Source organism: Mariniflexile maritimum (assembly GCF_009746565.1).
In the GTDB taxonomy this organism is placed as follows: domain Bacteria; phylum Bacteroidota; class Bacteroidia; order Flavobacteriales; family Flavobacteriaceae; genus Mariniflexile; species Mariniflexile maritimum.
Genome location: NZ_WRPN01000005.1, coordinates 214,569 through 236,055 on the forward strand (window position 1 = coordinate 214,569; position 21,487 = coordinate 236,055).

17 protein-coding genes are annotated in these 21,487 nt (G+C 38.3%); 11 read left to right on the forward strand and 6 right to left on the reverse strand.

The features are described from left to right. Positions 1-86 precede the first annotated feature (86 nt). Positions 87-1,229, forward strand: a complete 1,143-nt coding sequence (locus tag GQO80_RS09270) for a cysteine desulfurase family protein (protein WP_157208074.1) — start codon at positions 87-89, stop codon at positions 1,227-1,229. A gap of 186 nt (positions 1,230-1,415) precedes the next feature. On the opposite strand, the gene pepT is transcribed toward GQO80_RS09270, so the two are convergent. Beyond that, positions 1,416-2,654 (reverse strand): peptidase T, encoded by a 1,239-nt coding sequence (gene pepT / locus GQO80_RS09275; protein ID WP_157208075.1) that lies wholly within the window; start codon positions 2,652-2,654, stop codon positions 1,416-1,418. Positions 2,655-2,808: 154 nt separating this feature from the next. Here pepT and GQO80_RS09280 point away from each other — a divergent pair, with 154 nt between their 5' ends. Then, the gene (locus GQO80_RS09280; RefSeq protein ID WP_157208076.1) at positions 2,809-3,843 is read left to right on the forward strand and encodes a quinone-dependent dihydroorotate dehydrogenase; all 1,035 of its coding nucleotides are present in this window, start codon (positions 2,809-2,811) and stop codon (positions 3,841-3,843) included. 1 nt (position 3,844) lies between these two features. Here GQO80_RS09280 and GQO80_RS09285 read toward each other — a convergent pair whose 3' ends face one another. Continuing rightward, the gene (locus GQO80_RS09285; RefSeq protein ID WP_157208077.1) at positions 3,845-5,755 is read right to left on the reverse strand and encodes a T9SS type A sorting domain-containing protein; all 1,911 of its coding nucleotides are present in this window, start codon (positions 5,753-5,755) and stop codon (positions 3,845-3,847) included. Positions 5,756-5,937: 182 nt separating this feature from the next. Between GQO80_RS09285 and GQO80_RS09290 the strand changes: the two genes are divergently transcribed. The 6 genes from GQO80_RS09290 to guaB all read left to right on the forward strand — a co-directional run bounded on the left by GQO80_RS09290 (position 5,938) and on the right by guaB (position 13,736). Further along, positions 5,938-6,801, forward strand: a complete 864-nt coding sequence (locus GQO80_RS09290) for a hydroxymethylglutaryl-CoA lyase (protein WP_157208078.1) — start codon at positions 5,938-5,940, stop codon at positions 6,799-6,801. Positions 6,802-6,961: 160 nt separating this feature from the next. Next, the gene (locus GQO80_RS09295) at positions 6,962-8,119 is read left to right on the forward strand and encodes a porin (protein WP_157208079.1); all 1,158 of its coding nucleotides are present in this window, start codon (positions 6,962-6,964) and stop codon (positions 8,117-8,119) included. 113 nt (positions 8,120-8,232) lie between these two features. Next, a complete protein-coding gene (locus GQO80_RS09300; RefSeq protein WP_232333143.1) occupies positions 8,233-8,754 on the forward strand; it encodes an FMN-binding protein in 522 nt (173 codons plus the stop codon). Beyond that, positions 8,755-9,243, forward strand: coding sequence for a hypothetical protein (locus tag GQO80_RS09305; RefSeq protein ID WP_157208081.1), 489 nt, complete (start codon positions 8,755-8,757; stop codon positions 9,241-9,243). A 99-nt stretch (positions 9,244-9,342) separates the two neighbouring features. After that, positions 9,343-12,105: an outer membrane beta-barrel protein gene (locus GQO80_RS09310; protein ID WP_157208082.1), complete on the forward strand. Its 2,763-nt coding sequence runs from the start codon at positions 9,343-9,345 to the stop codon at positions 12,103-12,105. A 158-nt stretch (positions 12,106-12,263) separates the two neighbouring features. Then, positions 12,264-13,736 carry an IMP dehydrogenase gene (gene guaB / locus GQO80_RS09315; protein WP_157208083.1) on the forward strand — a complete coding sequence of 491 codons (1,473 nt, stop codon included), beginning with the start codon at positions 12,264-12,266 and terminating at the stop codon, positions 13,734-13,736. Positions 13,737-13,852: 116 nt separating this feature from the next. Here guaB and GQO80_RS09320 read toward each other — a convergent pair whose 3' ends face one another. The 4 genes from GQO80_RS09320 to GQO80_RS09335 form a co-directional block, all read right to left on the reverse strand. After that, positions 13,853-14,815 (reverse strand): bile acid:sodium symporter family protein, encoded by a 963-nt coding sequence (locus GQO80_RS09320; protein ID WP_157208084.1) that lies wholly within the window; start codon positions 14,813-14,815, stop codon positions 13,853-13,855. 8 nt (positions 14,816-14,823) lie between these two features. Beyond that, the gene (locus tag GQO80_RS09325; RefSeq protein ID WP_157208085.1) at positions 14,824-16,104 is read right to left on the reverse strand and encodes a chloride channel protein; all 1,281 of its coding nucleotides are present in this window, start codon (positions 16,102-16,104) and stop codon (positions 14,824-14,826) included. Positions 16,105-16,187: 83 nt separating this feature from the next. Continuing rightward, entirely contained in the window at positions 16,188-16,856 is a 669-nt protein-coding gene (locus GQO80_RS09330) for a 3-keto-disaccharide hydrolase (protein ID WP_157208086.1), read from the reverse strand. Between the two features lie 24 nt (positions 16,857-16,880). Beyond that, entirely contained in the window at positions 16,881-17,117 is a 237-nt protein-coding gene (locus tag GQO80_RS09335) for a hypothetical protein (protein WP_157208087.1), read from the reverse strand. 138 nt (positions 17,118-17,255) lie between these two features. On the opposite strand from GQO80_RS09335, the gene GQO80_RS09340 reads away from it, so the two are divergent. From GQO80_RS09340 to GQO80_RS09350, 3 genes are read left to right on the forward strand one after another with little or no spacing between them, the layout of a single operon-like run. Continuing rightward, positions 17,256-19,208 (forward strand): peptidylprolyl isomerase, encoded by a 1,953-nt coding sequence (locus GQO80_RS09340; RefSeq protein WP_157208088.1) that lies wholly within the window; start codon positions 17,256-17,258, stop codon positions 19,206-19,208. 4 nt (positions 19,209-19,212) lie between these two features. Further along, entirely contained in the window at positions 19,213-20,067 is an 855-nt protein-coding gene (locus GQO80_RS09345) for a peptidyl-prolyl cis-trans isomerase (RefSeq protein WP_232333144.1), read from the forward strand. Beyond that, positions 20,030-21,484 (forward strand): peptidylprolyl isomerase, encoded by a 1,455-nt coding sequence (locus GQO80_RS09350; RefSeq protein WP_157208089.1) that lies wholly within the window; start codon positions 20,030-20,032, stop codon positions 21,482-21,484. Before GQO80_RS09345 ends, GQO80_RS09350 begins: the two co-directional genes overlap by 38 nt. Positions 21,485-21,487: the final 3 nt, after the last annotated feature.

Sequence of the window (21,487 nt, forward strand, 5' to 3'; positions counted from 1 at the left end):
GACAAAAATAAACCAATTGTTAATTATAACGTAGCATATTAATAATAATTTTATTCTAAGTATTTTTGTGCCATAAGAAAACTTGTATGCAACACGTCTATTTTGATAATGCCGCCACCACACAAATTAGGGATGAAGTGATAACGGCCATGGCCGAAGTGATGCGCACCAATTATGGCAATGCATCATCATCCCACAGTTTTGGTAGGTCGGCTAAAGTGTTGATTGAAAGCGCGCGGAAAACCATTGCGGGGTATTTAAATGTAACGGCAGGTGAACTTATTTTCACTTCGGGAGGTACCGAAGCCGATAATTTAATTTTAAGAAGTGCCGTTAAGGATTTGAAGGTAATGCACATTATTACCTCAAAAATTGAACACCATGCGGTGCTGCACACCATCGAACAGTTGGTAAAGGACTATAAGATAACGGTGAGTTATGTAGATTTAAAACCTAACGGAAACCCCGATTTGCTTCATTTGGAAACCCTATTGAAACATGAAAGCAAAACCCTGGTAAGTTTGATGCACATTAACAATGAAATTGGCAACATCATAAATATTAAAAAAGTAGCCGATTTGTGCAAAGCGCATGAAGCCTTGTTCCATAGCGATACGGTGCAATCGGTGGGGCATTACAAACTGGACTTACAAACTATTTCAGCCGATTTTATAACGGCTGCTGCGCATAAATTTCATGGGCCCAAAGGGGTTGGTTTTGCGTTTATTAGAAAGAACTCACTTTTAAAACCCTTGATTTTGGGGGGCGAACAGGAACGCGGACTCCGTGCGGGCACCGAAAGTGTGCACAATATTGTTGGCATGGAAACCGCTTTAAAAATGGCCTATGATAATTTGGAAAAAGAAACAGCTTACCTTAAAGGTTTAAAAAGTTATTTTATTGATACGCTTAAAAGCCAGATTCCTAACGCAACGTTTAACGGCCATTCCGGAAACTTAGAAAAAAGCACCTATACTTTAGTGAATGTGTGTTTGCCCATTGCGCCAAAAAAAGCCGCTATGTTGTTGTTCCAGCTCGATTTAAAAGGTATTGCCTGTTCCAAAGGAAGCGCCTGCCAAAGCGGAAGCAACCAAACATCGCATGTATTGGCCGAAATATTGAGCGATAGCGATTTGCAAAAACCATCCATCCGCTTTTCGTTCAGTAGTTACAACACAAAGGAAGAAATTGATTATGTGATTGCCGTTTTAAAGGAATTTGTAGCTTAGTTTTTTTAGTATATGGCTAAAATTTAGAACGCAAAATGCACGTATTTAGTATTTTAACGTATGTTCTTTGTCAAGACCTTACAGGTTTTTAAAACCTGTGAGGTCTTCTTTATTTATAGAATTTGGAATTTATCTTTTTTTGGAATTTCAACGGCTCACAAACGCTATTTTGAGATAACTTATTCGTTATTTTTCCAAAGCCGTAAGTTCTGCAATTTTGCAAATAACCTCGGTGGCTTTCAGCATGCTTTCAACGGGCACATATTCATAGCGGCCATGAAAGTTATGGCCACCGGCAAAAATATTGGGGCAGGGTAAGCCCATATAACTTAGTTGCGACCCATCGGTACCCCCACGAATGGCTTTAATCAAGGGTTCAATGCCTACTTGTTTCATGGCTTCTTCGGCAATATCAACAATATGCATTACGGGTTCTACCTTTTCTTTCATATTAAAATACTGATCGGTAATTTCAGTATGAATCACTTCCCAACCATATTGTTGGTTAAGCTCGTTGGTTAATTTAACCATCACTTCTTTACGGGCTTCAAAATGGTTTTTGTCGTGGTCGCGAATAATGTAGTGCAAAACGGTTTCCTCAACAACGCCCTTTATGGACGTTAAATGAAAAAAACCTTGATACCCTTCGGTATGTTCTGGGGTTTCCAAGCGCGGTAACGAGTTTATAAACTCTTGCGCGATGTACATGGAATTTATCATTTTGCCTTTTGCCGTGCCCGGGTGTACACTTTTGCCTTTTACCTTTACTACGGCAGCGGCGGCGTTAAAATTTTCGTATTCCAGTTCGCCTATTTGGCTACCGTCCATGGTATAGGCCCAATCGGCTGCAAATTTTTTAACGTCAAATTTGTGCGCGCCCCGGCCAATTTCTTCATCGGGGGTGAAACCAACGCGAATGGTACCGTGTTTAATTTCTGGATGGTTGATTAAATATTCCATGGCCGAAACTATTTCGGTAATACCTGCTTTATCATCGGCTCCTAAAAGTGTTGTGCCATCGGTAGTAATCAAGGTTTGATGTTTGTAAAGGTGCAAATCCTCAAAATAATCGGGCGATAATATAATGTTTTCGGCTTCGTTCAACACAATATCCTTGCCGTTGTAATTTTCAATAATTTGTGGTTTCACATGGGCACCCGTAAAATCGGGCGAGGTATCAAAATGCGAAATAAACCCAATAGTGGGCACCTGGTAAGGTACGTTACTGGGCAAGGTTGCCATAATATAGGCGTTTTCATCAATCGTAACATCGTGCATGCCAATGGCTTTTAGTTCTTCAACCAGTTTGTTTGCCAATACCCATTGTTTTTCCGTACTGGGCGTTGTGTTTGAGGTAGGGTCCGATTCGGTGTCAATGGTAGCGTAACTTATAAAACGGTTTATGATGTGTTCTTTTGAAATCATTTTTCAGTGAATTTAAAATCCCAAAATAACTTGGGAATGTGATAAAATGGAATGAAGTTATGAGTTCAAAAATACGATTATTAATTTTGATGCTTTTAAATTTCCTTATTTTTTATTTTGAATATTTAAGATTACTTTTGCACAAATACTGCAGATGTACAAACTCATACTTCGTCCGTTATTTTTCTTGTTCGATCCTGAAAAGATTCATCATTTTACGTTTTCATTAATAAAAACAACCTCCAAAATCCCTGGTTTTCAAGCTGTTTTTCGACATTTATTTGTTGTAGAAGATGAACGACTCCATCGCAAGGTATTCGGACTTACCTTTAAAAACCCCGTAGGATTGGCGGCAGGTTTTGATAAAAATGCGGTTTTATATAATGAGTTGGCCAATTTCGGATTCGGTTTTATTGAAATTGGTACCGTAACGCCCAAGGCACAGGCGGGAAACCCTAAAAAACGACTGTTTCGGTTACAGGCAGACCACGGCATTATTAACCGAATGGGGTTCAATAACGAAGGACTAGAAGCTGCCATTTCACAATTAAAGAAGAATCAAGGCAAACTGATTATTGGTGGAAATATTGGAAAAAATACCAATACAGCACCTGAAGATTATACCAAAGATTATTTGGAATGTTTTAACGCCTTGCATCCGTATGTTGATTATTTTGTACTGAATGTGAGTTGCCCCAACGTAGGAAGCCACGCGAAACTAAACGATAAGGATTATTTGGAAGAATTGATTGGTGCGGTGCAAAATGCCAATAAAACGTTTGCCAAACAAAAACCGATACTTTTAAAAATTGCGCCCGATTTGAATACCAATCAGTTGGATGAAATTATCGAACTGGTTGCAACCACCCAATTGGATGGCGTGATAGCCAGCAACACATCAACCGATAGAACGGGTTTGAAAGCCACTAAAGCACAGTTGTATGCTATTGGTAACGGTGGTTTAAGCGGACAACCCATTAAGGATAAAAGCACGCAGGTTATTAAATATTTAGCCAAAAAAAGCAACAAAGCGTTTCCTATTATTGGGGTTGGAGGTATTCATTCTGCCGAAGATGCCTTGGAAAAAATGCATGCGGGCGCCGATTTGGTTCAGGTTTACACAGGTTTTATTTATGAAGGGCCCAGTTTGGTGAAATCCATCAACAAAGCGTTACTTAAAACGTTTTAAATTATCTGATAATTTTTTTGGTTACTTTGGAATTCGGACTGTTTATGGTCAATAAGTACATGCCCGAAGTTAATGGTGCGACATTAATTTGCCGACTGGTTAACATGCCATATTTTAAAACTTTACCCGCCAAATTTGAGATCTCATAAGTTCTGTTTTCGGTTGAAGCCATTCCGCTTAAATACAGAATATCACCAGAAATAGGGTTGGGAAACACCTTAACCGCGGCATCGGAAATGGGAACATCAATTGTTTTGAGAAGCACGTTATCAATCGCAATATCGCCATCCCAGTCTAAGCCCCTAACAGCCCTAAAACGTAGATTGATGGTTTGAAACGCATAATCTGAAACATCGATGGATGTTTCTAAAAAAGCATCTTCTTGATTTTTTTGTTGGCCACCAATAAGTGCTGGAATGATATCGTTAATATAGCCAGCATCGGTTTTGAGGTCTATGTGCAATGCGCCCACATGGTTTCCAAACATGTGGTATGAAAATGTTATTTCAGAGTTTGGGTTTTCAATAGTTATGCACGGAGACAGAAGTTCGGCCACATTACCGGGTTTTGCGCCTGTTGCCTCAGCATACATATAATTTTTTGCATTGTTTTTTAAGGTAGGCCCTGTACCATCGGATGGTGTTTTGCCGGCATTTAAAAGCCAGTTATAGCCGTTTTCTGTAACATCTTTAGTCGTCCAGTTCAAATCGTTTTGGGTTTCAACGGTGTCAAAATCCTCATCGAAAAGCGACATGGCGTTGCCCACTTTAATAAGCTTTGAATAGGTTTTTTTTAAGCTTTTGGTTTTGTTTGATACCGTTAAGGAAACATCGTACATACCGCTTTTAAAGATGTGCGTTGGGTTTTGTGTGGTATAATCGATGATGCCATCACTATCAATATCCCATTCCCATTTGGTGATGTTTTTGCAGGAACTTTGAAAATGTACGGTTAGTTCACTTTCACAGGTTTGGTTAACATCAACGGTAAAATTGGCATTGAACGTCGGGCAAGCCAAATAGCTTTTTGCGGTTTGGTAAAAAGCATACATGCGTGCCAATTGCTGTTGCGAAAAATGCGAGCGGCACCCTTTCATGGCATACGACATAATGTTGCCAGTATCTGGTTTGTAGGTGTCACCATGGGCATCGGTCGCGGTTCCTGTATATTCACAAAAATTATTTACGTTTTTGGCGGTCAATTTGGGGTCTGCGGGCGTATCGCAAATACCATCGCCATCGGTATCGCAGTTGCTGCCGTCCACCCATTCGGTTGTCATGGCATCATCAGGCCCGTGCGTGTGAAGTAACGAGAAAAAATGCCCCATTTCGTGCGCTAAAGAGGTGCCGTTTGAAACACAACTGTTCTTCATTACAATCAGGTCGTTTCTGCCCTCGTTATTGGCATATCCGCAAATACTTTCATCAGGGTTCGTTTCAATATAATCGGTAAAATAAATATTGATAACCCCAGAAACATTGTTGTTTTCCATCAGGTTTTTTTCATTTCCTTTTTTAAGATGGAACAACGCACTTTCGTCGATATAGTTGATGCCATCACATAAAAAGAATTCCATAAAAGCATCGGCATACAGGTTGTTTAATGTTGAAATAGCACTGTTTAGGTCTGAAATGCACAACCCTCCAACACCGTTTGATTGTCGGATAATGTGGGCTTTAATGGGTATGGCATTGATGGTTTTTACCTGCGATTTTTTACCAAGCGATGTCATTTTGTTAAATGATTGCTCGTACTTTTTCAGTTGGGGTCCAATTTTTTTATAAGAGTTTAAAGTTTCCGAAGTAATAACAGTGCCGCAGGTTTCTGTGCCGTTTTGACTGGGTACGGGATATGAAAACGATAGAAATACCGCAGTAAACAATAAGTAAATTGTAGGTTTAAAAATATGCATTTGGGAACAACATTTTTTCAAATGTATCGGTATTTTCACCTTGGCAATAATAAAAACGTTAAACCGATTGTTTTTATCGGTTAGCCTTCGTTTTCTTATACTTTATTGTATATTTCTTTATTAAATTTGTAATCGGTGCTTTAAAAAATTATAGTATTTTTAGCCTCGAAATTTAAAATCACATGTCCAGTCCTATAAAGATTATTGAATGCCCTCGCGATGCCATGCAAGGTATTAAGGACTTTATCCCTACCGAAAAAAAGGTACAGTATATCCAGTCGTTGCTGCGCGTTGGGTTTGATACCATTGATTTTGGCAGTTTCGTTTCTGCAAAGGCCATACCCCAAATGATTGATACGGCCGAGGTTTTATCCAGATTGGATTTAAGCCATACAACAAGCAAACTCCTTGCCATCATTGCGAATACCCGCGGCGCGGAAGATGCCAGTATGCATGCTGAAATTGACTATTTAGGGTATCCGTTTTCTATTTCCGAGAATTTTCAAATGCGAAACACCCATAAAACCATAGCGCAATCAATAATTACACTTTCTGAAATTTTAGAGATTGCCGATAAGTTTAACAAAGAAGTGGTTGTTTATATTTCCATGGGCTTTGGAAACCCTTACGGCGATCCGTGGAATGTGGATATTGTAGCCGATTGGACCGAACGATTAAGTGCCATGGGCGTGAAGATATTGTCGTTAAGCGATACTATTGGAAGTTCAAATGCTGAAAATATTCGTTATTTGTTTTCAAATTTAATTCCGCAATACACACAAATTGAGTTCGGTGCCCATTTACATACCACACCTTCAACATGGTTCGAAAAAATTGATGCCGCTTTTAAGGCCGGATGCCACCGTTTTGATGGTGCTATCCAAGGCTATGGCGGTTGCCCCATGGCGAAGGATGAGTTGACCGGAAATATGCCAACCGAAAAGTTATTATCCTACTTTACTTCCCAAAAAAACAATCCGTTAAACGCGTTAAGTTTTGAAAGCGCACACAACGAAGCTACCAAAATTTTTAAAAACTACCATTAATTATTATTTCAAATAACTGTAATTGAGCTAATTAATTATTTGGTTAAAATATTATTTAAAATTAATCTAAATAAACTTAGTGTTTTTCATTTTGTATTTTTTTTGCCGACGTCTTATTATTTGTAATGAGTCTAAATAAAAACAAAAAACAATCAACAAAATGAAAAGAATACCTTTATTATTAGCAATTTTCACTACTGCTTTTACATTTTCACAAACAGTTCCAGAGGAAACAAGTTCAAATCCAAACAGCCAATTAAATGGTGCACAGCGTATTATGTCTGGAAACATCACAAATGGCGTAACCATTGGCGGTTACGGTGAAATTAATTATAACCAACCCGAAGGCGGTAATGGAACGTTGGACGTGCAGCGTTTGGTTATGCTGTTTGGTTATAAATTTAACGACCGTGTACAGTTTGTAACGGAAATTGAATTTGAGCACGTAAAAGAAGTATTTGTAGAGCAAGCATTTTTGCAATACAGTTTAAACAATAATGTGAACCTACGCGGTGGTTTAATGCTTGTACCTATGGGCATTGTAAACGAATACCACGAACCGACCACGTTTAACGGGGTTGACAGGCCCAGTGTCGATAAGAGCATTGTACCAACCACATGGCGGGAAATTGGCGTAGGTGTTCAAGGGAGGTTTAATGAAATTTCGTTAGGCTACCAAGCCTATCTTTTCAATGGCTTTAAGTCCGTAAATGCTGGAAAAGTATTGGGAGGTTCCAACGGTTTGCGAAATGGTCGCCAAAAAGGGGCCGAATCTACTATTAACACACCAAATGTGTCTGGTAAATTGGATTATTATGGAATCCCTGGATTGCGAATGGGCTTATCTGGCTATTTTGGTCGAACTCAGGCCGAAGATGCTGTGGACATGCTCGAGGGTGCCGATGTGGGCATTTCCATGGTAGGCATGGATGCGCGCTATGCATACCAACGTTTTACGGCTCGTGGGCAATTTATACATGCAAGCATTTCGGATACAGAAGCCTACAATACCTTAAATACGACCGATTTGGGCAGTGCATTACAAGGTTGGTATTTGGAAGGTGCTTACAATTTGTTGCCACTTACCAAACAGCAACAGTTATTTGCCTTTGCTAGGTATGAAGATTATGATACCCATGCCTCAGTAGAAGGTGGATTAATAAGAAACGATAGTTACAACAGAAACGAATGGACTTTTGGATTGAGCTATAAAGTAGCACCAGGAGCGGTTGTGAAAGCAGATTATCAAGTAAAGGAAAATGCCGCTGCCACAAGTGCAAAAAACCAATTGAATGTGGGCATTGGGGTTTGGTTTTAAGCGAATGGCATTGTTAAGAAACTATTAAATTATAAAAGTTGCCACAAATACACGAATAAATTTTTGTGTGTTTGTGGCAAATACCAATAAATCAATACTTTTGCTAGATGGATATGAAACGGTTTTCACTTTTATTCATTACTTTAATTTTGATGTCTTTTGCCATTCAAAAAGACCTGAACAAAAAAGTTGACAAGGAAATTAAGGAAGTGTTTAAGGTAAGCAATTACACGTATAGTGCTATTTTGTTGTCTTCAGAGATTAAAAAACAATTGCCTTCAAAATTTGAAACGGATAATTTTATAGCCCTAAAAGCCAATAATGCGTTAATTGGATATGCATACATGGGGAAAGCCCCAAGTAAAACCGATGCGTTTGACTATTTGGTGCTGCTTGATAAAAACCAAGTGATATTAAAAACCAAGGTAATTGCCTATCGCGAAGATTATGGCGGTGAAATAGGCAGTAAGCGGTGGTTGCAGCAATTTATTGGTAAAAAACCATCGGATCAATTAAGATATGGCGATACTGTTGTGGCCATTTCTGGCGCCACTATTTCGGTGCGTTCCATGACCGATGCCATGAATAATTTATTGGAATCCTTAAAAATCCTTCAATCAAAAAAAATATTGTAAATGCAACTAAACGGATTGATAACAACGCTTCCCAAAGAATTAAAATTATTAATCGGGATTTTTTTAGTGGTTCTAAGCATGGGTTTTTTTACCGGATTATTGTTTGTGGGCGAAACATCATCTGCAAATCCGAATGGTATTGAAGCGCATTATTTGGGTAATGAAAATGATGAAAACGCCACAGTGATGCACTTTAAAAAAAGTGAACGCGAAATGCTTACCTTGGTGCATAACCATATTTTGTCCATGTCCATTATTTTTTTCTTATTGGGTAGTTTAGTGTCCATAACCAAGCTCAACAAAAAACTGAAACTTTTTTTAATGTTAGAGCCCTTTCTATCGGTAGTCCTCACCTTTGGAGGCTTATATCTGCTTTGGTGCGGATGGCTTTGGATGACCTATATCGTGATGTTTTCTGGGGTGTTAATGACCGCCACGTTTACCGCTTCCGTAGTAATTGTGCTTAAACAACTGCTTCAAAAAAAATAGTAGCCAACTTCGTAAAGACATTAAGTTTTTTTTAACATTTAAGACATTAAACCTTTCGTGGTGTGGGAAGTCAAACTCCAAACTTATTAAGCCATTAAATTGAAAAGGTTATTTTTACTTCTAGTCCTGTTTTCCTCATCCATATTGTTCGCTCAAAAATTTACTTTAGAAGGCGTTGTTAAAGACCACAGTGCCACCCTTTTGGAAGGCGCCACCGTATATGTGCAAAGCATAAAGGATAGTGTTCCCATAGCGTATGGCATTACCAACAAAAACGGTGCATTCTCATTGCAGGTGAATACCGAAACCGATTCTAATGCTATCTTTAAGATTGCGTATTTGGGCTACAAGCCTTATAAACAAGATATTAATGTGCCCGAAGGCAAACAGTTGCATTTGGGAACGATTGTGCTAGAAGACCAAATAGAACAATTAAATGTGGTATCCATAATTGGGAAGGCGCCTCCAATTTTGATAAAACGCGATACTATCGAGTATCATGCCGATAGCTTTAAGACCCTACCCAACGATAAGGCCGAAGACTTATTGAAAAAACTGCCCGGGGTTGAAATAGATCTAGATGGCAACATTACCGTAAATGGGGTGGAGGTAGAAGCCATAAATGTAGATGGTATGCGGTTTTTTGGTGAAAAAAAGGGCGATATCGCATTAAAAAACTTGCCCAGTAACGTTATTAGCAAGGTACAGGTTACCGATTATAAAAGCAACATGCAAAAGTTTACGGGCGAAGAATCCGATTCGGGCACCAAGGAAATAAACCTCACCATAAAAAAAGGAAAAAACAGGGCTACTTTTGGCGATGTTAAAGTGGGCTATGGTACCGATGAAAAATACCAAGCCAATGCCAATGTGTTCCAATTGATTGATGGTAAGCAATTAGGTTTGATTACGGGCACCAACAATATTAACATGTCGAAAGGCTTTAATGCACTGCCCGATACCGATACCAGTAATGGCTATATAGAATCGGATTTTGTGGGTGCCAATTTTTCAAAGGGAAAATGGAACGAAACGCGTACCAATGGAAATTACAGGTTTAGTTCCCAAAATACCGATAACGCCCAAATTAGCCACACCGAGAATTTTCTGCCCAATTTGAATTACGTTACAGATTCTGAAAGCAGTAGTTTTAACGATTCCGAAAGCCATCAAGGAGGAGCCGATTTAAAGTTCATCATAGAACCCAAAAATAAAGCGTCAAGAAACAAGGTGCAATTATCCAATGAAACCGATTTTAATGTTGAAAATTCAGATTCTGGGTCCTTATCCAATCGGTTTTCACAAGAAACCAATGGCGACTTGGTAAGTGCCTATAAAGCATCAAACCAAACAACTTCTTCAAATTATCAAATTACAAACAACTTCAGCATTACTCCCATTACGGGCAAAGGAAGGGATTATTTGAATGTGGAACTGGGGACCGATTTTAAAAAGGGCCATTCCGATACCCAAAAGTATTCTGAAAACATTCGCTTCAAAAAGAACGATACTATTGTACAAAATCAAATAAACGACGCAAAAAACGCAAACAACAACATCAGTTTGAATGCAATGTGGAGCAAAGAGCTGTTTACTAATTTCAGGCTCATTCCCAGATACCATGTTAGTATCAATACTCAAGATAATGAAAAATACATTTATGATTATAACAAAACCACCAACGACTATGATGATTTTAATGAAGTTCTAAGTTCAGACAGTCGATATTCTACCACAACCATTAGGCCTGCTTTAAGGTTGCGGTATGACTATAAGGATTTTCGTTTTGAAGTGGAAGGCGCCTTAACGAATACTTATAGAAATTACGAAGATGAACTTGTGGAAGCTCGGAACTTTAAAAAAGATTTTGAATATGTAACCTATTCGGCAAGGGTGCGCTATCGCGATAAAAATGGCTATAAAAACATCAACTTAAACTATAACCAAAGGGTCGATTTGCCCTCGGTAAGCCAATTGCAACCGGTTGAGGATGTTAGCAATATTACCCATATACGGGTGGGAAACCCCTTTTTAAAACCAGAAATAGACCATAATATTAATTTCGAGTACCAAAACAATGTGGCATTTCACAACATCAATATTACGGGAAATGCCAAGGCGCAATTTGTTCAGGATAAAATCATTAACGCGACCATTACCGACGACGATTTGAATAAATATACCACATACGCCAACATAAATGGCGATTATTCGTTTTCCGGCAATGCAGCCATTTCAAAATCATTTTACAACAAAAAAACAAACATCAATATAAACGCGCGAATAAATGGGTCGTACGGCAACACGTTGTCCATCCAAAATGCCATAAAGTTTACCGCAAAAACCACAAATATAAAACCGTCTGTCTCGTTTAAGTATTCCTATGATAATAAATTGGATTTTAGCGGTACTTATAGTTATTCAACAAACACCAGTGTTTACGATACCGATACTTTTAACGATAACAACTATTTTGTTCAAAATGTAGATTTTGATGCCTCGGTCTTTTTCTTAAAAAATGTGTTCTTGTCCAATAAAATTTCCTATCGTTATAACAGTCGTGTAGGCGATGCTTATGATGGGGATGCCATTTTCTGGAATGTGGGACTTGGTGCTGAGTTATGGGACAATAAAGCAACCCTAACATTGATTGGCTACGATATGCTTGGTAAAAACAATGGTTACAGACGGCTGGTAACAGAAACATCCATCCAAGATGTAGAGAATAAAATTCTAGAGCAGTATTTTATGCTCAACTTTACCTATAAATTTGGGCGTTTTGCTGGACAGAAAATGAACATGGGCGGTGACCGCGATTCAAGACGTGGCAGGGGAGAAGGTGGTGGTATGCGACGATGGTAAATTTTGAATACCCATCATATTACAGATTATGAGAAGGTTGATGCAGCCTACTGTCCAATAAACAACCCACGTTAGATGGATTATTTTATTACTAGGAATTTCCACGAGCAAACAGAAAAATGTGTATATTTGCACGCAATTATAACAGTAATTGCAACATGATTTCACATACCAATAAAATAGTAGGAGAAGGTTTAGCCTACGACGATGTTCTACTAGTTCCCGCATATTCTGAAATTCTTCCGCGCGAAGTCAACATTCAATCAAAATTTACCCGAAACATTACCATCAACGTACCTATCGTTTCGGCAGCCATGGATACCGTAACCGAAAGTAAAATGGCCATTGCCATGGCACAAGAAGGCGGTATTGGCGTACTCCATAAAAACATGACCATTGAAGCGCAGGCCATTAAGGTAAGAAAGGTGAAACGTGCCGAAAGCGGCATGATTATAGACCCCGTTACATTACCGCTTACCGCGAGGGTTAAAGATGCCAAACAGTGTATGGCCGAATATGGTATAGGCGGAATTCCCATTGTTGATGAGGAAGGCACTTTAAAAGGCATTGTTACCAACAGGGACTTGCGTTTTGAACACGATAAAAAACGTCCTATCGTTGAAGTGATGACGAGCAAAAACCTAGTAACCGCTTCGGTAGGGACCTCGTTAAAGGATGCTGAAATCATACTTCAAAAGCACAAAATAGAAAAACTCCTTATTGTTGATGAGCACTATAAACTTTCAGGGTTGATTACCTTTAGGGACATCACCAAATTAAGCCAAAAACCCATGGCAAACAAAGATGCTTTTGGACGTTTGCGCGTTGCCGCGGCCATAGGCGTTACTGCCGATGCCGTTGATAGGGCCGAAGCCTTGGTGAACGCCGGGGTAGATGCCGTAGTAATTGACACAGCCCATGGGCACACCAAGGGCGTTGTAAGTGTTCTAAAGGAAATTAAAGCCAAATTTCCAACCTTAGAAGTTATTGTTGGCAATATAGCAACAGGTGCCGCAGCAAAATATTTAGTTGAAGCAGGTGCCGATGCCGTAAAAGTGGGCATTGGTCCCGGTTCTATATGCACAACCCGTGTGGTTGCAGGCGTTGGTTTTCCACAGTTTTCGGCTGTTTTGGAAGTGGCGGCAGCCATTAAGGGCAGTGGTGTTCCCGTTATTGCCGATGGTGGGATTCGTTACACCGGCGATATTCCCAAGGCCATTGCAGCAGGTGCAGATACGGTCATGTTGGGTTCTCTTTTGGCTGGAACAAAAGAATCTCCTGGGGAAACCATTATTTACGAAGGGCGAAAATTCAAATCGTACCGTGGTATGGGCTCTGTTGAAGCGATGAAAGAAGGCAGTAAAGACCGTTATTTTCAAGATGTTGAAGATGATATTAAAAAGTTGGTGCCAGAAGGTATCGTAGGGCGCGTGCCCTATAAAGGCGATTTATACGAAAGTATCCATCAGTTTGTTGGTGGGTTGCGCGCAGGTATGGGATATTGCGGTGCTAAAGATATTGCGTCCTTGCAAAATACTGGCCAGTTTGTAAAAATTACAGCCAGTGGTATCAATGAAAGCCATCCGCACGATGTAACCATTACCAACGAATCGCCAAATTATTCAAGATAAATTTCGTGAAATTACAATACGAAAGGCTTTGGTAGAAACTATCGAAGCCTTTTTTTTTACCCTATTTATAACTTTCTGAAATCAAGGATAGGAAGGCATCATTCAATTTCTAAAAATTAATGTTGTTTAGCAAGTTTGGACGCCAAAATGCTGATGATGAATATTTGAACAAAATGAAACAGCATAAGTGGCAACAAGATAACGCCCACCGATGCCGTGTTGTGAAAAAGTATTTTGGAGAATACCGTGCCGTGGACCAACGATTTTTTTGTACCACAAAATTGGGCTGTAATACGGTCTTCTATAGTGAAGTTTAAAAAAACAGCACTTTGTTTAATGGCAAAAAAAACAACCGTGAACAAGCCCAAAACCGCCAATAAAATTAGCGCCAAATCGACTAGGTTTACAGCACTAAAAACCTTTTCATCAAACGATTGTGCAAAACTTTTATAAATAATCAAAAGAATGACGGATTTGTCGAATAGCGTTAGTTGTAAGCTGTATTTTCTAACAAAATCTCCTAAATAACGTTGCAATGCCATACCAATAATTACGGGCAATAAAATTTCGGTAATCAATTTTATATAAATAGTCCCTAAATTAAAATCGGTTGCGGTTTTCTGCAAAAACAAACCCATCCAAAGCGGTGTAACCACAATACCGATAAGTCCAGAAATGCTTGCATTAAAAATAGCTGCGGGAATATTGCCCTTCGCCATGGCAACCATGACTACCGATGACGAAACGGTTGATGGCAATGCCGCCAAAAACATAAAACCCAGCCAAATAGTTTGGTTGCTCTCGGTTTTTATAAATGGGTAAACGGCCAATAGGATGATAGGAAATAAAACAAAACTGGATGCCTGTACCAATAGGTGCAATTGCCAGTTTTTTAAGCCTGTTTTTAGCTTTGCAGGACTTAGTTTCAACCCATAAAAAAAGAAAATTAGCGATACACCCATACTTCCAATAAGGTTTAAGGGTACGGGACTATTTTTGCTGCCCAAATAAGGAAAAAAGTATGCCAAAAAAACAACGGTTATAATGGCAAGTACAAACCCATCAATTTTAGGTTTCATAATTGATTTTAGGGTTTAAGTGTTTTTTTGTCCATTTGAGAACTTATAAAAGGGATTCTTGGTGCTAAAAAATATCCTGTTAAACTGGCAAACAAAATAGGAATGAAATATGAAAAACCTGTAAGTGTTGCCAGTAAAATGGTGGTACTCATGGGGGTTCGTGTTACACAAGCATTAATGGCCGCCATGCAACTTATTATGGCCAACGTAAGATTTGTTGATGGAAAAAAGTAATGTATGATAAGCCCTAGGGTTGCACCAACAAAAAAAAGAGGAATAATGAACCCGCCCCTCCAACCTGAGGTAACTGTTATGGAAATTGCGATTATTTTAAATATTAAAATTAAAAACAAGAATTTTATTGAGTAGGTGTGGTTTAGTAACGTGTTGATTTCGTTATGTCCAAAATATCGGGTTATTGGTAAATAATAGGAAATAATACCTAATAGCAGCCCACCTACTAATGTTTTTATGTAAATAGGAATAGGGCGCTTTTCAAATAAAGATTTAAAAAATTTAGTGCAATAAATAAATAGCCAACCTATGGTGGTTGCCGTAATGCCAAAAATAACGGCCAGGGCAAAATCGAAAATACCCGAGTACTCATAAATTGGTACTTTCCAAACCGCACCAAGTCCAAGTTGTACGATACATGCGAAAACTATGTAACTAAAACTGCTTGCCACTAATGCGGGAATAATTGCTTTATAATATTCCACGGCATGTTTGTGATGTAATATTTCCAGTGAAAATAAACTGCCACCCAAGGGTGCTCCAAACAATGCGGTAAAACCAGATGCCATACCTGCAATGCTCATAGATCTTAATTCCTCACCTTTAAGCCTAAAAATTTTGCCAAACCAAGTGCCGGTGGAACCAGTTACCTGTACCAAAGGTGCTTCTGGACCCAAACTTCCTCCGGATGCCACACAAAGTAATGATGATAAAATCATGGAGGGGTTATTTTTAGGATCTAATTTTCCGTTATTGAATCGAATATTGTTTACGATTAAATGTATTTCTCCGGGATCACCAATTAAATGGATTACCAATCCTGCCAAAAATCCGCAAATAGCCATAATGGGAATAACAAGCAAGCCTTCAAAAAGTGCAATTTTATGGGTTAAAAATTCTAAAACTATCCAATAAATACCTGCTATGAGGCCGCCCAATAAACCGAGTATTGCCCATAATAAAAACGTACGGCTAAATACGAATGGGTTAAATCGCATGGGACGATCTAATATGTTTAGATAGGTTACTAATTTTCTTCTTCGTTTTAGTTTCACAATTGTAAAATTTTAAAGTGAAATAGAACTTTTTGTTTGAAATTGGATTTTACCAATAATATTTAAGGTCAATAATTATAAACCTATAAATTTTCTATTGCTACTTTTCGAAAATCGATGGGATAACCTTCATATTGCAATAAAATTCGGCCTTTTAAAATGGTCGCATCGTTACCTTCATTCACCAATTTTCCGTTAAGCTTTTGGGTTATGGTACCATTTGCATGAGTAATTTCCAAAGTGTTCCAAGTTCCATAAGGCTTTTCGGCATCAGCAAAACGGGTGGCCACCACACTTTTTCCGGCCTCGGTTTTGCTGCCTTTAATAACCAAAGTTACCTCTTGAAGCATTATAAAATCGCCGGTAGCATCTTCTTTTAGTTGAAATTGATACCCTTTTGGCCATAGCATGTCGGGCGTATCTTGGGGCACTAAATACATAACGCCACTATTCTTTTTATCGTTTTTTCTGGCAAAGGCTTCATGGGTATTCCATCTAAACTTCACCGTTAATTTAAAATTCCCAAAACTTTGGTCGCTCATCAAATACCCCGCTTTGTTGCCATAAAATCGAATGAGATGTTTTTCAACCTTAAATAATTTTGAAGCGTCCTCTTGTTTACCGTCCTCGGCACTAAAAGCATACCAACCCTCCAGATTTTTTCCGTTAAAAAGATTGGTTTTTTTTTGGGCGGAATTAAACTGTGATAATGTTAAAAATATGATTATCAGTATTTTGTGTTTTAAATTCATGTTTTTTTATAAGTTAAATAAGCTTTAAGGCGTGTAAACTTGCCCCCTGTGTGGTTTTAGGGCATCCCTTATTGGTATCATGTCTGTTTCAGCAACTACTATAAAGGCTATGGCATGAACCTCGTTTATATTTTCAAACCCCGTAATGGTAACGTTCAGTTTTTTTAATTGGATGTATTCTTTTAAATGGATTTCGTGGTGTTGCGCCGTTAGGTGTGCGTCAAGGCCCCGAAAATCCCATATCAATTTTAATGTTCGCATGGTAAAAAAATAATAGGGTCGAAAGGTAAAAATTCTATTTTAATAATCGCAATTATTTATCTTTTTAAACGTTTGTTAAAGCAACTTGCATAAAAGGTTTATATTAGTATTTTTGTGGCAACCTATAATTTTTTTCTAATGAAGTTAAAGTATTTGTTTGTATTGGTGTTCTCGGTATTCATTGTAAATGCCCAGGCACAATCTTCTAAAAAAGACGTTCTTTTTACTGTCGATAACGACCCCTTTTATGTTTCAGAATTTTTAAGGGTCTATAATAAAAATCTGGATTTGGTCCAGGACGAATCGCAAAAAGATGTGGATGAATATTTAACGCTTTTTACTAACTATAAATTAAAATTAAAGGAAGCCAAAGCGTTGCAGCTTCAGGAAAAACCGTCATATATTCGAGAATTGGCAACCTACAAGCAACAACTTGCAAAAAGTTTTGTAACCGACGCCAAAGTAAGCGATGCCTTGGTGCAGGAAGCTTATGAAAGGGTTTCAAATGATGTAAAGGCTTCCCATATTTTAATCAAAATCCCCGAAAATGCGAGTCCGGAAGATACCTTGGTAGCCTATAACAACATCCTAAAACTACGGGAAAGGGCATTAACCGAAGGTTTTGAAACGGTTAGGAAAGAAGTGCACAACGGAAAAACGGTTTTTGGTGAAGATTTAGGATGGTTTTCTGGTTTTAGGATGGTTTATCCTTTTGAAAATGCCGCCTATCAAACCAAAGTTGGCGAAATCTCGCAACCGTTCAGGACGCAATTTGGGTACCACCTTGTTAATGTGGTTGATAAGCGAAAATCAAGGGGCGAGCGTACCGTGGCACACATCATGGTGGTAGAAAAAGCGGGCGATTCCTTAGCTGAAAAACCTCAGGACAGAATTCAGGATATTTATAAAAAACTGCAACAGGGTGAAGATTTTGAAGCCTTGGCAAAACAATTTTCCGATGATGGGAATTCGGCACCAAATGGGGGCAAATTGGCACCTTTTTCTATGGGCCAACTAAACGCTAAAGAGTTTGAGGATGTGGCATTTGGTTTGCAACAAATTGGCGATGTATCGCAACCTTTTAAAACCGCCTATGGATGGCACATTGTAAAGTTATATGCCATAAAGCCCATTGTTTCGTTTGAAGACATGAAGCCCGAGTTGGAAGAAAAAGTAAAACGCGACGAGCGTTCAAAATTAATTGATGCAGCATTGTACAAAAAACTGAAGGAAAAATATAAAGTTCCATCAAAACAGCCTGATTTAGAGTATTTCACTTCTATTTTAAATGACGATTATTTTAAAAGAACTTGGCAATTGCCCGAAAATTTTCAAGCAGATAGACCGCTGTTGAAAATTGGTAACAAGGCATTTACCTATAAAGATTTTGGCGATTATTTGCTGTCATCACAGTCCAATGGCGACGGTGCAACAGATTTAAAAACCTTGGTCTCAAAAAAATATGATACTTTTTTAAACACCAGTTTGGTAAAGTACCAAGAAGATAATTTGGAAAGTGAAAATGAGGACTTTGCAAATGTTGTAGCCGAATATAGAGACGGTTTGTTGTTGTTCGATTTAATGGAAACTACCATTTGGAACACCGCCACATCCGATTCATTGGCCATTAACGATTTTTACAATACGCACAAACAACAGTACATGTTTCCAAAACGCGTTGATGCTGTGGTGGCCGCTTCAAAAGACCAAAAAACACTAAAAAAAGTAGCAAAGCTTTTAGAGGAAGGCATGGCCATCGATCAAATAAAATCATTAATAAACAGCAATGATAAAATTGATGTTATTTTTACAACAGATGTTATGGACAGCACCCACCAAGCCCTGCCACCCAATTTTGATTTTAAAAAAGGAATCTCACCTGTTTATAACCATAACGATGGCTTTGTGGTCGTGCAGGTGAAGGAACTATTGCCCGAAACGCAAAAAACACTTGAGGAAGCCAAAGGGTTGGTTATAAGCGATTACCAAGCTTTTAAGGAAGAAAAATGGCTCAAGGAACTTGCCGAAAAATATAAAATTGTTGTAAACCAAAAAGCTTTGAAACACGTTAAGTCCCAACTAAAAAAATAAACAAGTGCGCAATAAAACCATCATATATGTTATACTTTTAATAGGCATGTCATCTTGCGATTTTTTTAAAAAAACCGACGATAGAGTTCCAGTAGCGCGCGTAAACGACACTTATTTGTATTATGATGATATAAAAGATTTGGTTTCTGAAGGCACCCCTGAAGAAGACAGTATTTCGGTGGTTCAAAACTTTATCAACCGTTGGGCAACCCAACAGCTATTTGTTGATGGCGCCAAACGTAATTTGAACGAAGCCAAACAAGACGAATTTGATAAATTGGTCGATCAGTACAAAAATGATTTATATACAAAAGCCTATCTTGAAGCGTTGGTAAACAGAGACATGAATACCACGGTAACAAGCGATGAAGCGCAAACCTATTACAAGGCCAATAAGGATGTTTTTAAATTAAATGAAGAGCTGTTAAAGTTTAGGTACATTCATCTGGACGGTAACATGAACAATTATAGCACCATCGAACAAAAATTTAAACGCTTTAATGCCAAGGACAAAAAAGATTTGGAGGCCATGTCCATTCAGTTTAAATCCTATTCATTAAACGATACCATTTGGATAAAAGCGAGTCAGGTTGTCAATAAAATTTCCGCCATTACCCCCGAAAACAAAAGCCAATTGTTAAAAAAATCTAATTTTGTACAGCTCAAAGATTCATTAGGAGTATATTTGATGCAAATTAATGATGTTTTACTTCGAAATGACACAGCGCCTTTAGAATATGTAAAACCTGTAATAGACCAGATCGTTATTAATAAAAGAAAACTTGAACGGATTAGAGAATTAGAAAAAGACATAACTAAAGATGCTATTAAAAATAAACAATTTGAAATTTATAAATAACCTAAAATCGGTCCTTGTAATTGGCACATTTTTGTTCTTAGGAAACCTTATCCCAGCACAAGAAATACTAAACGACCAGGCAACAAAAACAGCACCCGCCAAAAAAGATTCCATCCCTAACCAAAACGCCAAAAAGGTTGATGGCGTTGCTGCCGTAGTGGGCGATTATATTATTTTAGATTCTGATATTCCTAAAAACAGGTTGCAACTGGAAGCAGGTGGTTACGACTCAAAAGACATTACCGATTGCGAATTGTTTGGGAAATTGCTAGAGGACAAGCTATATGCCCATTGGGCCATACAAGACAGTATTCAAGTTTCCGATGCCGAAATTAGAAGAAATGTCGATTATCAAATTGAGCAATTTTTAGCGCAATCCGGTAAATCCATGCCGGAACTATTGGCATTTTACAAAAAAGATGATGAAAAATCATTTAGGGACGAAATGTTCGAAATCAACAAAAGCAATGAACTGGCAAAAAAAATGCAAGCTAAAATCATTGAAAACGTTGAGGTAACGCCCGAAGAGGTTCGTGCTTTTTTTGACAAAATACCCAAAGAAGAACGTCCCACATTTGGTACCGAACTTAAAGTAGCACAAATAGTAGCCGAACCAAAAGTTACCGAAGAAGAGAAACAACGTGTTATCAACAGGTTAAAGGAATTTAAGGCCGACATACTTGAGAATGGTGCCAGCTTCCGCTCTAAGGCAATCCTGTATTCGGAAGATCCGGGGTCGGCCAGCAAAGGTGGAAAATATACCCTAAACAGAAAGCAGCCCCGAATGGTTAAGGAATTTAGGCAAGTGGCTTTTTCACTTCAAGAAGGTGAAATATCCGAACCTTTTGAAACCGAATTTGGCTATCACATCATTCAATGTGATAAAATTAGGGGTCAAGAATACGATATTGCGCACATATTATTATCGCCAAAAGTTTCGGTTGAAGCCATAAAGGAAGCCAAAGAACGCCTTGAAAAAGTTCGCCAGCGTATCATAAATGGTGAAATATCTTTTGCCGATGCCGCAAGGGAAGCCAGTGATGAAAAGGAAACCCGAAATGATGGGGGCCAATTGATAAACCCAACCACGCAAGATTATAATTTTGAATTAACCAGAATGGACCCCGAATTATATGCCCAAATACAAAATTTAAAAGATAAGGAAGTCAGTCTTGTTTTAAAAGAGGAGGACAGAACGGGAAAAACCAAGTTTAAAATTTTAATGGTTACAGATAGAATCGACCAGCACGAAGCCGATTATGCACGCGATTATTTGAAAATCAAACAGTTGGCTTTAGATGAAAAAAAGATAAATACCATCGCAAAATGGCAGGAAGATAAAATTTTTGATACCTATATAAAAGTAAGTGGCTCTTTTAGGGATTGCAAATTTTCTAGCAACTGGTTAAAAAAATAAGAA

What these genes read in the sequence shown, in the direction of transcription:
- GQO80_RS09305 (WP_157208081.1), top strand. Translation starts at nt 8,755, where the DNA reads ATGCAACTAAACGGATTGATAACAACGCTTCCCAAAGAATTAAAATTA.
- GQO80_RS09320 (WP_157208084.1), bottom strand. Translation starts at nt 14,815, where the DNA reads ATGAAACCTAAAATTGATGGGTTTGTACTTGCCATTATAACCGTTGTT.
- pepT (WP_157208075.1), bottom strand. Translation starts at nt 2,654, where the DNA reads ATGATTTCAAAAGAACACATCATAAACCGTTTTATAAGTTACGCTACC.
- guaB (WP_157208083.1), top strand. Translation starts at nt 12,264, where the DNA reads ATGATTTCACATACCAATAAAATAGTAGGAGAAGGTTTAGCCTACGAC.
- GQO80_RS09290 (WP_157208078.1), top strand. Translation starts at nt 5,938, where the DNA reads ATGTCCAGTCCTATAAAGATTATTGAATGCCCTCGCGATGCCATGCAA.
- GQO80_RS09340 (WP_157208088.1), top strand. Translation starts at nt 17,256, where the DNA reads ATGAAGTTAAAGTATTTGTTTGTATTGGTGTTCTCGGTATTCATTGTA.
- GQO80_RS09335 (WP_157208087.1), bottom strand. Translation starts at nt 17,117, where the DNA reads ATGCGAACATTAAAATTGATATGGGATTTTCGGGGCCTTGACGCACAC.
- GQO80_RS09285 (WP_157208077.1), bottom strand. Translation starts at nt 5,755, where the DNA reads ATGCATATTTTTAAACCTACAATTTACTTATTGTTTACTGCGGTATTT.
- GQO80_RS09270 (WP_157208074.1), top strand. Translation starts at nt 87, where the DNA reads ATGCAACACGTCTATTTTGATAATGCCGCCACCACACAAATTAGGGAT.
- GQO80_RS09330 (WP_157208086.1), bottom strand. Translation starts at nt 16,856, where the DNA reads ATGAATTTAAAACACAAAATACTGATAATCATATTTTTAACATTATCA.
- GQO80_RS09350 (WP_157208089.1), top strand. Translation starts at nt 20,030, where the DNA reads ATGCTATTAAAAATAAACAATTTGAAATTTATAAATAACCTAAAATCG.
- GQO80_RS09300 (WP_232333143.1), top strand. Translation starts at nt 8,233, where the DNA reads ATGAAACGGTTTTCACTTTTATTCATTACTTTAATTTTGATGTCTTTT.
- GQO80_RS09295 (WP_157208079.1), top strand. Translation starts at nt 6,962, where the DNA reads ATGAAAAGAATACCTTTATTATTAGCAATTTTCACTACTGCTTTTACA.
- GQO80_RS09280 (WP_157208076.1), top strand. Translation starts at nt 2,809, where the DNA reads ATGTACAAACTCATACTTCGTCCGTTATTTTTCTTGTTCGATCCTGAA.